Here is a 12,187-nt window from a genome sequence, read left to right on the forward strand (position 1 = left end):
CGTTGATGTGTAGCGTGTTATGAATAATCAGCGTGAAACGGGGGCGCTATGGAATGGTTGGTTAAGAAATCGCATTATGTCAAAAAGAGGGCTCGCCATGTTCTGGTGCTGTGCGATAGTGGCGGTTCGCTAAAAATGATCGCCGAGGCGAATTCCATGATATTACTGAGTCCCGGCGATATCCTGTCGCCTTTAAAAGATGCGCAGTATTGTATCAATCGGGAAAAACACCAGACTCTAAAAATCATTGATGCTCGATGTTATTCTTGCGACGAATGGCAGCGATTGACGCGCAAGCCCTCATGATCTGGCGGGCAGAAAAATCAGCATTACCCCCGCCATAATGCACAATACGCCGAGCATCGCTTTTAGGCTGAAAGCCCCTTGCAGACCGGGTAACAGCATTGAGGCTACCCAAACAAGCACATAGCTGAGACTCAGCAGCGCATAGGATTTGCTTAGCGCGAGCGTGTGTAAGGTTTTATGCCAGCAGAAGACGGAAACCAGATACCCCGCTAAACCGGCGAATAGCGCCAGGGTCGCGGCATTAAATGCGCCCAGCCCGGCAATAAACGCCAGTGGATGCGCTATCGATGGTAGCCGCATCATGGCGAACCCCAAACTCAACTGGGCGAGGGAGGCAATCACGACGCTTATCAGTCCCCACATTACGCCCATTATGCCGCGCTCCCCAGAATGATAATGCCGCTGATAATCAATGCGACGCCAAACCAGTGGCGGAGCGGAACCTGCTCATGCCAGATTTTCCATGCCGCCAGCGTGACCCAGACAAAATTCAGGCTTAACATTGGGTAAGCAATCCCTACCGGCAGGGTTTGTAGCACCAGCAGCCACAACACCATCGCTGCGCCCATGCATATCAGCGCCAGGCCCAGCCACAGCATCAGGTGGCGGCGGCGTCCGCCCGCCGTCAATGGCCGTGTCGCTTGCTTCTGACAGAGCTGACCGCCAACGCTGAGCAGACTGGCAAGCACCAGAACGACGCCGATCATTTAGGCCGATACTGAATTAACACCAGACGCCCCTGATAATCAATATTGTCCGCAGGGGGAATGGCAAGAGTGCTGATGTCTTCATCTTTGGCTATTGAAAGTACCAGCGTAATAATGCCCTCCTGACGATGTTGGTTGAGCCAGGCGTTAAAATCGTCGGCTTTAACGAATTTATCCTGTACATCAGGATAGCTAAGACCATACCTGAGTTCGCCCGCGTTCCCGTAGAGCATAATATCGTCTCGTTTCAGACTCCAGGCCAGCCCGGCGGCGACGCCGACGCTGTCGGCCAGAATATAGCGGCTTGATGTCAAAGGCGCCCGGGTCATTTCGACAAAAAACTGCGGCTGTTTGGACTCCATGACCCTGTCGGGAATGGAGAAGCCGAACAACAGTGCCAGCCCCAGCGGACAAAACGCGGGTAATATGTATTTTTGGCTATGACAGAGGCTATACCAGCCCACAAACGCCCAAACAGTAAAGAAGCCCCAGACGCAAAAAACTTTATACGTTTCGATATGCGTCCAGATCGGCGATTTCAGCGGTCCCCATGAGGAGACGACAAACGTTGCGACGATCCCGATTAACCCAAATACCAGGTTGATCCCGCCGTTGACACGTAGCGCGGCGACGCCTTCTTTCACGTTATGCAGGACGAAGCGCGCCATTAGTATTGCTATCGGTGCGAAACAGGAAAGAATATAGGTGGGCAGTTTCCCTTTCGCAATACTGAATAAGAGAAACGGCATGATCGTCCATCCGAGCAAATAGAATGCGCCGTTTCGCTCGCGCCAGCCCAGTTTAAGCGCGCCAGGCAGTAACCCCAGCCACGGTAAACTTCCCGCGACTAGTACCGGCAGGTAGTACCAGAAAGGGGATTTATGCTGGGCATCGCTCATAGCAAACCGCTGGATATGCTCCACCCAGAAAAAGTAATGCCAGAAATCGGCTTCGCGTCGGGCAATGGCAAGCGCCCAGGGAAGGACAACCACAAGGCAGCTCAATACCGCCAGCCAGCCGTAAAGCAAAAAGTCTTTCCAGCGTTTCTGGACAATGACCCATGGCAACACGCTCACCACGGGTACGGCCAGGGCGAGGAAGCCTTTGGTTAGCACCCCCAGTCCGCAGGTTACGCCCAGTAACAAAAACATCCCAATCTTGCCCGTTCGGGTCGTGGCCTGCATCCCCTGCCAGAAACAGCACATACCGGCCGTAAGCCAAAGCGCGATCATCGGATCGAGCACCGCATACGTCCCGATGCTGTAAACGGCAAAGAGTGATAGAAAGATAACGGCGGCGAGCAACGCGGTACGTTTATCCCGCCATAAGCGGAACGTCAGCCACGCCACCAGCGCCGCGGCCAGCAATGTCGTTAAAATAGCGCCAGCCCGCACGCCAAAATTGGTGGCGCCAAAAAGCCACTGACCCAGACTGTTTATCCAGTAACCGGCTATCGGTTTTTCAAAATAACGTAATCCCAGAAAATGCGGCACGATCCAGTCGCCAGACGCCAGCATCTCCCGACTTATTTCGGCATAGCGCGTTTCATCCGGCTGCCAGAGCAGGCGGCTGTTGATAGGGATAATATAGTAAAGGACGATAAACGCGGCGAAGGCCAGATAATAGCGTATCGATTTCATCATAAGCCGCTCACCGTCTGCTGACACCCCAGCCAGCCTTCACGGCCTGGAATGTGTGCACGTACAATTTGTCCCAGTGGCAGAGTCTCAGGCGATGTCGGCAGCAGTTCGCCCAGAGGACAAAAGGTGATCCCCGCGTCGCGTGCGCGAACGAGCAGATCTTCAAACAGCGGTTGATGGACAATGCCTTCGACTTCCGCATGGATGGTGTATACCGGCGTGCCTTTGTCCTGCAACATGCGGGAGATTATCCAGGTATTGAACGACTGCGCCTGAACAGTGGGGCCGATAACCTCATCCCACGTGGGTAAGGTGACGGGGATTTGCGGCGTCCCTGTCTGGCCCGGCATCAGTAGCGGACGGAATAAGGTGGTTCCACGGCAATCGCTGTTATACCGCAGGTTGAACGGCTCCTTCGCGCGAACAACGCGCCCATCCGCTCGCCAGCCGGCTGCGGCTGAGCAGGTGACAGGTTTGCCGATAATGGTTTCAAGCGCCGTCATGCCGCGCGCGATATCTTCTTCAAGCTGGCGGATACTCCAGTGGCCGCTGTGAGTCTGCCACGCATGGTGATCCCAGGCATGTAGTCCCGTCTCATGGTATGTTGCCGCTTCACGAATAATCCCGGCATTGGCGTTGCCGATATTTTTTCCCGGCCAGGCGGTACCGGCCAGCAGGATATCCCAACCGTAGAGCGAGGCGGCGTTTGAACGTAGCATTTTCCATAAAAATCGCGGCCTTATCAGACGCCAAAGATGACGACCCATATTGTCCGGCCCGACGCTGAAGAAAAAGCTGGCCTGAACGCCGTGGCGATGCAATGTCGCCAGCAGCCGGGGGACGCCTTCCCGCGTTCCCCGCAAGGTATCAACGTCAATGCGTAAACCGACTTTTGTCATGATGCGCGTTCCGCGATATCTACGCTGCGCAGGAAGAAGTCCAGCGTTTCTTCAACCGTATCCCGCATCGCAATAGAGGGTTCCCAATCCAGACAGCGTTTGGCATTGTTGATACTGGGTTTCCGGTGTGCGACGTCCTGATAACCCTTGCCGTAGTAACTGCCACTTTCGACGATCTGGAAACCGGCAAACGGTGGGAAATGGCAGCGCAGCGGATGTTTATCAAAACTGTCGAGCAACAGCGTTGCCAGTTCCTGAATACTGGCTTCGTTGTCAGGATTACCGATATTAATGATTTTTCCATCGCACCGATCGCCATCATTCACAATAATGCGGAATAATGCTTCGATCCCGTCGCGAATATCGGTAAAACAGCGCTTCTGCTGGCCACCGTCGATGAGTTTGATCGGCGACCCCTCCACCAGATTCAGGATCAACTGAGTAATAGCGCGTGAACTGCCGATACGCGCCGCGTTCAGGCTATCCAGCCGCGGCCCCATCCAGTTAAAGGGACGGAAAAGCGTGAAGCGCAGCCCCTCTTTTTCGCCATAAGCCCAAATCACCCGGTCGAGAAGTTGTTTGGAAACGGAGTAAATCCAGCGAGGCTTATTCACCGGCCCGACGATCAGATTCGATTTGTCCTCGTCAAAAGAGGCGTCCGTACACATGCCGTACACTTCAGAGGTAGACGGGAAAACCACGCGTTTACGGTATTTCACGCAGTAACGGATAATCCGTAGGTTCTCTTCAAAATCGAGTTCAAAAACGCGCAGTGGGTTACGGGTATATTCAATCGGGGTAGCAATCGCTACCAGCGGCAGTATTACATCGCATTTTTTGACATGATATTCAATCCATTCTGAGTGGATGCTGATATCACCCTCCACGAAATGAAAGCGTGGGTGGAGCAGGAATCGGCTAATGGCGTTGCTACCAATATCCATACCGTAGACGTCGTAATTCTCTTCATTCAGTAACCGTTCGGTCAAATGATTGCCGATAAAACCGTTGACGCCGAGGATGAGAACGCGAATGCGACGTTTACCGCTAGCCGCTGATGGGCGGTTCAAACGTGCGCCTGCCACCAGACCAAGCGTCTGTGCAAGCTGCGAGCCCTGCACGGTAATGCCGTCTCCGACCTGGCCGGTAATAATCTCCAGCGCGCCATCGGCGCAGGCAACCCGCAGCGGAGAGACTGAAATCACCGAGCCGGGAAGCGCGCCCTGCGCATCCGGACAAATTCGGGAAGACCAGATGGTAAATTTTTGCGAGCCGCTATAGCTGAACGCGCCGGGCCAGGGGGCGGCTACTGCCCGCACCAGGTTATGCACCGTGGAAACCGGTTTGTGCCAGTCGATAAGACCATCTTCCGGCCTGCGGCGACCATAATACGTAGCGTCAGACTCACGCTGGGGAACAGAAGGTATATCGCCACATTTCATGGTGGGCAGGATGCTACCAAGCAACTGGCGCGCGGCCTGGCATAGCTTATGATGCAGGGTAATCGCAACATCGTCCTGCGCAATAGCGACGCGTTGACTGGCGACAATCTCTCCGGCGTCGGCACGTTTGACCATACGATGCAGCGTTACGCCCGTTTCGCTTTCACCGTTAACCAGAACCCAGTTTAGCGGCGCGCAGCCCCGATATTCAGGCAATAGAGAACCGTGCAGATTGAACGCGCCAGTCGGGGCGAGTTGCAGAATTTCTTCGCTTAACAGGTTGCGGTAATAGAACGAAAAAATAATATCCGGCGCAAGTTCAGCGATACGGTCGACCCAGATAGGATGATTTACGTTATCCGGCGCATAAACAGGAATCCCTAATCCTGCCGCCAGCCGGGAGACGGAGCCAAAAAAGGTGTTTTCCGCAGGATTGTCGGCATGAGTGAAAATCGCGGCAATCTCATACCCGGCATCCAGTACGGCCTGCACGCCCTGACATCCCATATCGTGATAGGCAAAAATAACGGCTTTCATTGGTGACTTTCCTCAGTAAACGGCGTGCTTTCCGGATAGATAACCTGTTGAACAAAATAGCGGGGGCGGGCGCGGACATCGTTATAAATACGACCAATATATTCGCCCAGCAGCCCCATACCGATGAATTGCGCGCCGATAAAGGTAAACAGGACGGCAAAGAGCATAAATACGCCTTCCGCCGCCCACTGCGGCCCCAGCGCCAGGCGAAGTACAATGAGCAACACCGACAGGCTAAACCCGCCGATGGCGATAACGCTTCCCAGCAGGCTTAACAGGCGCAGCGGCGTCGTCGTCAGGCAGGTCACCAGGTCATACATCAGGTTAATGAGACGCATAAAACTGTATTTAGAGTCGCCAAATTCACGTTCAGCGTGATGAACCGGGATCTCAGTAGCCCGACGAGCGAAAATGTTGGCCAGAATAGGAATAAAGGTGCTGCGTTCATGGCAGCGCAACATGGTATCGATAATAGGGCGGCGATAGGCGCGTAACATACAGCCGTAATCGCCCATCGCTTTGCCCGTCGTGCGCTGGATCAGCAGATTAATGATTTTTGACGCCGATTTGCGAAACAGGGTGTCCTGTCGGTTTTGGCGCACTGTACCTACCACATCGAACCCTTCATCGGCTTTTGCCACCAGGCGCGGGATCTCTTCCGGCGGATTTTGCAGATCGGCATCCAGCGTAATGATAAGATCGCCGCTTACATGACTAAATCCCGCCATAATCGCTGCATGTTGACCGTAGTTACGGTTGAGTAAAATAGAGATGATATGGCTACCGGCCTCCTGGGACGCCTTAACCATCAGCTCAGCCGAGCTATCGCTGCTACCATCATCTATCAATAAAATCTCCCACGCTTTGCCCAGACTCTCGCAGGCGGCGGTGGTGCGTCTTATCAGTTCCGGCAGGCTTTCCTGTTCGTTATAGACAGGAATAACCACCGAGACTTTTTTTATCGGTGCGGCGTCAAACATGTTTATTGTCCTGCTATCTGATGAAGGGCGCTAATGACCCGATCAAGGTCACTCTCGGTCATGTCGGGGAAGAGCGGCAGTGAGCAGATCCGCTCGCTGTTCCACTCGGTGTCAGGCAGCGTGAGTGTTGGGAAACGCTCGCGATAGTATTTTTGCGTATGCGCGGCGCGGAAATGCAGCCCTGTGCCGATGCCTTTCGTTTTCAGCGATGCCATCAGAGCATCCCGGGTAATGCCGCAGCGGGCTTCATCGATCCGGATAATGAATAAATGCCAGGCGTGGATATGTTCCCACGGAGGAAGGCTCAGAGGCTGAAAAGGCAGGTCTGCCATTGCCTGGTGGTACTGCGCTGCGATGGCGGCGCGACGAGCGTTAAGCGCATCCAGTTTCTGTAACTGAGCAAGCGCGATAGCGGCGTTGAGGTCGGGCAGATTATATTTGTAGCCCGGCGCCAGGACTTCCGCCTGCGGTGCGCGTCCTCCGCTCTGTCGATCCCAGGCATCAACGCCAAGCCCGTGAAACTTGAGACTGCGTAGTTTATCCGCCAATTGCGGGTTATCCGTGACGACGATACCGCCTTCAGCGCAGGTAATATTTTTAATGGCGTGGAAGGAGAAAATCGCGGTTCCCCGGGCGCCAATGTGGCGACCTTTGTATCTGGTTCCTGTCGCGTGCGCCGCGTCTTCAATCACCGGAATGCCATAACGCTCGCCAAGAGCGTAAATAGCGTCCAGATCGGCAGGCGCGCCGGCGTAATGGACGGGGATAATGGCTTTGGTTCGTGGCGTAATGGCGGCTTCGATATGTTCAGGCGTGACCATCAGCGTATCGCGATCAACATCGATCATGACGGGTTTCGCGCCGAGTAAAACGATCATATTTAGCGTAGAAACCCACGTCATTGACGGTGTAATGACGTCGTCGCCTTTGCCAAGGCCCAGCGCCATCAAAACGATGTGCATACCGGCGGTGGCTGAACTGACGGCAACGGCATATTGATTGCCTGTTAGCCGACAAAATTCCGCTTCCAGTTCGTGATTTTTTGGGCCGGTTGTTATCCAACCTGAGTCCAGTACGGTCTTAACGGCAGCGAGTTCTTCCGCGCCCATCGCCGGGCGGGAGAACGGCAAAAAGTCCGACATTATTTTTCCTTCAGCCATTGAAAGCCGCTTTTCAAATATTCGGGGAATAGAAAAGGGCTTATTTTTTAACGCATTTAGCTGAACCCTACTGGATGAAGATTAAATTAACATTAAGAAATTAAGGTGAAGTAAAAATATAATTTTTAATGGGGGTATGCTTTGCTTTTGCCGAAAGTTTAAGGCATTTTATACGCGCCTGGAAGCTGTTTTTATGTTTCTGGCCTGCGTCTTCCGTCATGGAATTTTATTTTAATCTTATGGCTATTAAGTTAGCTGCTCTGTCTGCCTGAGAGGTTAATGTGTTGGCATTTACCCTACGCTTTATTAAAAACAAACGCTATTTCGCGATCGTGGCGGGGGCGTTGGTTATTATCGCCGGGTTGACCTCGCAACATGCCTGGAGTGGTAACGGTCTGCCGCAGATTAACGGTAAAACGCTGGCGGCGCTAGCGAAGCAGCATCCGGTAGTGGTGTTATTTCGCCATGCCGAGCGGTGCGATCGCTCCGATAACACCTGCTTGTCAGACAGTACGGGGATTACGGTTAACGGCGCGCAGGATGCCAGATCGCTGGGTAAAGCCTTTAGTGCCGATATACAAAATTACAATCTCTATTCCAGTAATACGGTACGTACCATCCAGTCGGCAACCTGGTTTTCCGCGGGCAGGCCGCTTACAGTGGATAAAAAAATGATGGATTGCGGCAGTGGTATTTATGCTTCAATCAAGACGTTACTGAAAAAGTCGCAGAATAAAAATATAGTTATTTTTACCCATAATCATTGTTTGACATATATTGCAGAAAATAAGCGCGGCGTAAAGTTTGAACCGGACTATCTCAATGCTCTCGTCATGCATGCGGAAAACGGAAAACTTTTTTTAGATGGCGAATTTGTTCCCGGTTAGCTGGGGGGGTAAAAACGTAAAGACAGCCTGGGGGGCTGTCGTCATTATAATAACCCTTTCAATGTTAACGTGTGGCGTGTTGCTACATTCAAATCATACAGCGCAAGTTCTTCTGGCTTGACCCAGGCGTAGTCCTGAAACTCGTCGTTAATACATATATCGCGATTGGCGGAAACACAGTCGAAGATGAGATAAATCATATAAATCTCTTCCTGTCTGCCATCAGCATACGTTTTAACGCGGATATCGTCGCGGAAGGTCCACGGCGTAATATCGCTCAGAATCAGTTGCTCGCCGAGTTCCTCCCGAATTTCCCGACGCAGCGCCTCTTCAATACGTTCGCCTGGCTCGACCCCGCCGCCCGACAACGCCCACTGACCGGGAAAGACGCCGCGGTTGTCGGCCATTTTGCACAGCAGGTAACAGCCATCATTTTGAATCAATGGGCAAACTATAGTTCGTTGACGCATAAGTCGCTTCCTTAAACAGATAAGTCATTAGCTTAACAAATCATTCTGCGAAATTCTTTGCGAAAAATGGAAGCGATAACGCAGACTGCGTTTTTTGTTAATCTTGTTGTTGCAGGCCTCGCCATGTGTTGGCGCAGTGATGCGCCACGGCGAAAGTAGTATTTCGTTACAATATGTTTTTGGAATGGTTTTTTAGTGCATTGATTCCTCAGCGTCTGGCAGTACAATTCTGCCGTTTTAGGGAGTTTTTCTTTATGTGCTTGCTGGAAAGGGTAAAAATGAAAAAAAGCATATTGTTAGGTTTTGCCGGAATGCTGTTCGTTTCTGCATCGGCGCAGGCCATAAGTATTAGCGGCCAGGCGGGTGAAGATTACACCAACATTGGCGTGGGTTTCGGTACGGAATCAACGGGACTGACACTAAGCGGCAACTGGATGCACAATGATGATGATGGCGACGCCGCGGGCGTTGGTCTGGGGCTGAACATTCCGGTTGGACCGCTGCTGGCGACTGTCGGCGGTAAAGGTATTTATACCAATCCGAAAGACAGCGATGAAGGCTATGCGGCGGCTGTCGGCGGTGGGTTACAATGGAAAATCGGCGACAGCCTCCGTCTGTTCGGCGAGTATTATTACTCACCGGATTCGCTGTCCAGCGGTATCGACAGTTATGAAGAAGCGAACGCAGGCGCGCGCTTCACCATTATGCGCCCGCTGAGCATTGAAGCCGGTTATCGTTACCTGAACCTGGCGGGTAAAGATGGCAATCGTGATAACGCGATTGCTGATGGCCCTTACATTGGCGTCAACGCCAGCTTCTGATGCTAACGGCGCGGCAATCGTCGCGCCATATTCCTCCTTTTCCCATCATTCTTCTTTCCATATCCTGTCCAGCTTTGCGTTATAGTGTTTTCATCATAAGAGCAGGAGAACACGATGCTAAATGTGGAAATGCTATCCACCGGGGATGAGGTGTTGCACGGACAAATCGTTGACACCAATGCCGCCTGGCTGGCTGATTTTTTCTTTCATCAGGGCGTTCCGTTATCACGGCGAAATACGGTGGGCGATAATCTGGACAGTCTGGTCGCTATCTTGCGTGAACGCAGTCAACATGCTGATGTTTTGATTGTTAATGGCGGGTTAGGGCCGACCAGCGATGATTTAAGCGCGCTCGCCGCGGCAACGGCAAAAGGCGAAGAATTGGTAATGCACGAAGCGTGGCTGGCCGAAATGGAACGCTACTTTCAGCAGCGTGGTCGCGTGATGGTGCCGAGCAACCGTAAACAGGCGGAACTGCCTGCCAGCGCGGAGTTTATTAATAATCCGGTCGGCACTGCCTGTGGATTTGCGCTACAGCTCAACCGCTGCCTGATGTTTTTCTCCCCCGGCGTACCATCGGAATTTAAGGTTATGGTGGAGCAGGAAATCTTACCGCGGTTACGCGCACGTTTTTCGCTGCCAGAGCCGCCGCTTTGTCTGCGGTTAACGACTTTTGGACGTTCAGAAAGCGACCTGGCGCAGCGCCTCGATTCACTGTCGTTGCCGTCCGGCGTAACGATGGGGTATCGCTCATCAATGCCGATCATTGAACTGAAGTTGACCGGCCCGGCTACGCAGCGGGAGGCGATGCTGGCGTTGTGGCCCGAGGTTAAGCGGGTTGCCGGGCAGAGCCTGATTTTTGAAGGTACGGAAAACCTGCCGGCGCAAATAGCCCGCCGTCTGCAGGAAAGGCAGCTTAGCCTGACATTGAGTGAGCAATACACCGGCGGCTTACTGGCGCTACAGCTTTGCCGTGCCGGGGCACCTGTTCTTGCCAGCGAAGTTGTTCCTTCGCAGGAAGAGACGCTGGCGCAAACGGCGCACTGGACGACAGAACGGCGCAGCAATCATTATGCCGGTCTGGCGCTGGCCGTGTCGGGACTGGAAAACGAACATCTTAATTTCGCGCTGGCGACGCCGGATGGCACCTATGCCTTACGCGTGCGTTTTGGCGCTAACCGTTATAGTCTGGCAATATGTCAGGAAGTCTGTGCGATGATGGCGCTCAATATGCTGCGCCGCTGGCTTAATGGCGAGGACATTACCAGCGAGCATGGCTGGATAGACGTGGTTGAATCATTGACGGCATAACGACTTTATCGCCTGTCGGCGATAAAAACGAAATCGCAGGCCGGATAAGCCTTATCCGGCCTGTATGTCGACATTATTTATCAATGGTTGTTAGCCGCTTCCTCGACGGAAAGCCCGGTAATGGCCAAAATCGCATCGCGATCGATACCTTTTTCCTGCATCATGCGCGCGATACGCAGCGCTTCTTCTCGCGTTCCTTGTTGTCGACCTTGCTGTAGTCCTTGCTGCAATCCTTCCTGTAGCCCATTGTGGTGGCCCTCCTGCCGCAGCCTCTCTGCAATCGTCATCAATCTCTCCTTGTGATGGGGGGAACGTTTAGCAACTTCACGGATAAAATCGCTTGCCCGGGAAGTATCGCCGTATTGTACCAGGTAATTAAACAGCGTTTGCAACTGGCTGTCATTAGCGATATCGGCAATTAAAAGTGAGGTGAGTTTGTCAACCATACTCATCCAGTCACGATCGCGGATATGTTTTTGCATCAGTTCCAGCAACGCGACGCGTCGGTGTTGCATGATTTCATCGTCTGGCGTTACCGTAATATCCACCAGAGGAAAGGTTTGCGAATAAAGTTGCCGCGCGAGCTGTGGAGAGTCAAATTCATCCAGCCAGTTAAGCGAAAATGGATAAGGACTTTGTTCGCCATGATAAAAGAGTATCGGGATGACTAAAGGCAATGTTTTATTTCCGGCATCAAGGTGATATTGCATTGCGGCAGTGGCATAACGCATCAGCCGGAATGCCATATGCTGTACTGCCGTGCTCTGATGCTCTATAACACAATAAATATATCCTTCACCTTTATTGGTTTTCAGCGACCACACTATATCGGAATAATAGGCGCGAAGGTCGTCTTCAATAAAGGAGGTTGACTCCAGATTAAGCGTGGTTAAATCGCAAATTGCGCGTAATGGGGCTGGAAGGTGGCTATCAAGAAAATCCCGTGCTACCTCAGGATAAGACATCATTTTTTTAAAAATCGCATCATGGGGCGTTGAAGTGGTCGATTTGGCCATGGTAATCCGTC

General features: G+C 52.6%; 13 protein-coding genes. 4 read left to right on the forward strand and 9 right to left on the reverse strand.

What is annotated here, in order from left to right; genetic code table 11:
* Window positions 1-48 precede the first annotated feature (48 nt).
* A complete protein-coding gene (gene pmrD / locus ACE15A_RS06835) occupies window positions 49-306 on the forward strand; it encodes a signal transduction protein PmrD (RefSeq protein WP_023248498.1) in 258 nt (85 codons plus the stop codon).
* Here the strand turns inward: pmrD and arnF are convergent.
* The 7 genes from arnF to arnB are packed head-to-tail and all read right to left on the reverse strand — an operon-like array spanning window position 301 to window position 7,653.
* Window positions 301-678, reverse strand: a complete 378-nt coding sequence (gene arnF / locus ACE15A_RS06840; protein ID WP_053507760.1) for a 4-amino-4-deoxy-L-arabinose-phosphoundecaprenol flippase subunit ArnF — start codon at window positions 676-678, stop codon at window positions 301-303. The two genes, pmrD and arnF, sit on opposite strands and share 6 nt — an antisense overlap.
* On the reverse strand, window positions 678-1,013 hold the full coding sequence (gene arnE, locus ACE15A_RS06845) for a 4-amino-4-deoxy-L-arabinose-phosphoundecaprenol flippase subunit ArnE (RefSeq protein ID WP_023248497.1): 336 nt from the start codon (window positions 1,011-1,013) through the stop codon (window positions 678-680). The genes arnF and arnE overlap by 1 nt, the downstream gene beginning before the upstream one ends.
* Window positions 1,010-2,656, reverse strand: coding sequence for a lipid IV(A) 4-amino-4-deoxy-L-arabinosyltransferase (arnT, locus tag ACE15A_RS06850; RefSeq protein WP_053507759.1), 1,647 nt, complete (start codon window positions 2,654-2,656; stop codon window positions 1,010-1,012). The genes arnE and arnT overlap by 4 nt, the downstream gene beginning before the upstream one ends.
* The gene (gene arnD / locus ACE15A_RS06855; protein WP_053507758.1) at window positions 2,653-3,552 is read right to left on the reverse strand and encodes a 4-deoxy-4-formamido-L-arabinose-phosphoundecaprenol deformylase; all 900 of its coding nucleotides are present in this window, start codon (window positions 3,550-3,552) and stop codon (window positions 2,653-2,655) included. Before arnD ends, arnT begins: the two co-directional genes overlap by 4 nt.
* On the reverse strand, window positions 3,549-5,531 hold the full coding sequence (gene arnA, locus ACE15A_RS06860; RefSeq protein ID WP_053507757.1) for a bifunctional UDP-4-amino-4-deoxy-L-arabinose formyltransferase/UDP-glucuronic acid oxidase ArnA: 1,983 nt from the start codon (window positions 5,529-5,531) through the stop codon (window positions 3,549-3,551). The genes arnD and arnA overlap by 4 nt, the downstream gene beginning before the upstream one ends.
* Complete coding sequence (arnC, locus tag ACE15A_RS06865) at window positions 5,528-6,511, reverse strand: undecaprenyl-phosphate 4-deoxy-4-formamido-L-arabinose transferase (protein WP_053507756.1); 984 nt, start codon at window positions 6,509-6,511, stop codon at window positions 5,528-5,530. Before arnC ends, arnA begins: the two co-directional genes overlap by 4 nt.
* Before the next feature lie 2 nt (window positions 6,512-6,513).
* Window positions 6,514-7,653: a UDP-4-amino-4-deoxy-L-arabinose aminotransferase gene (gene arnB / locus ACE15A_RS06870; protein ID WP_053507755.1), complete on the reverse strand. Its 1,140-nt coding sequence runs from the start codon at window positions 7,651-7,653 to the stop codon at window positions 6,514-6,516.
* Between the two features lie 299 nt (window positions 7,654-7,952).
* Here arnB and pmrG point away from each other — a divergent pair, with 299 nt between their 5' ends.
* Window positions 7,953-8,558, forward strand: coding sequence for a lipopolysaccharide core heptose(II)-phosphate phosphatase PmrG (gene pmrG / locus ACE15A_RS06875; protein WP_023248491.1), 606 nt, complete (start codon window positions 7,953-7,955; stop codon window positions 8,556-8,558).
* A 44-nt stretch (window positions 8,559-8,602) separates the two neighbouring features.
* Here the strand turns inward: pmrG and nudI are convergent, their stop codons facing one another.
* Window positions 8,603-9,028, reverse strand: coding sequence for a nucleoside triphosphatase NudI (nudI, locus tag ACE15A_RS06880; protein ID WP_023248490.1), 426 nt, complete (start codon window positions 9,026-9,028; stop codon window positions 8,603-8,605).
* Between the two features lie 278 nt (window positions 9,029-9,306).
* Here nudI and ACE15A_RS06885 point away from each other — a divergent pair, with 278 nt between their 5' ends.
* On the forward strand, window positions 9,307-9,849 hold the full coding sequence (locus ACE15A_RS06885; protein WP_053507754.1) for a YfaZ family outer membrane protein: 543 nt from the start codon (window positions 9,307-9,309) through the stop codon (window positions 9,847-9,849).
* A gap of 114 nt (window positions 9,850-9,963) precedes the next feature.
* Entirely contained in the window at window positions 9,964-11,160 is a 1,197-nt protein-coding gene (locus ACE15A_RS06890; protein ID WP_053507753.1) for a nicotinamide mononucleotide deamidase-related protein YfaY, read from the forward strand.
* Between the two features lie 80 nt (window positions 11,161-11,240).
* On the opposite strand, the gene ACE15A_RS06895 is transcribed toward ACE15A_RS06890, so the two are convergent.
* Window positions 11,241-12,176: an Rpn family recombination-promoting nuclease/putative transposase gene (locus tag ACE15A_RS06895; protein WP_053507752.1), complete on the reverse strand. Its 936-nt coding sequence runs from the start codon at window positions 12,174-12,176 to the stop codon at window positions 11,241-11,243.
* Between the last annotated feature and the right edge of the window lie 11 nt (window positions 12,177-12,187).

The organism is Salmonella sp. HY31 (genome assembly GCF_042604575.1).
Classification (GTDB): domain Bacteria; phylum Pseudomonadota; class Gammaproteobacteria; order Enterobacterales; family Enterobacteriaceae; genus Salmonella; species Salmonella diarizonae.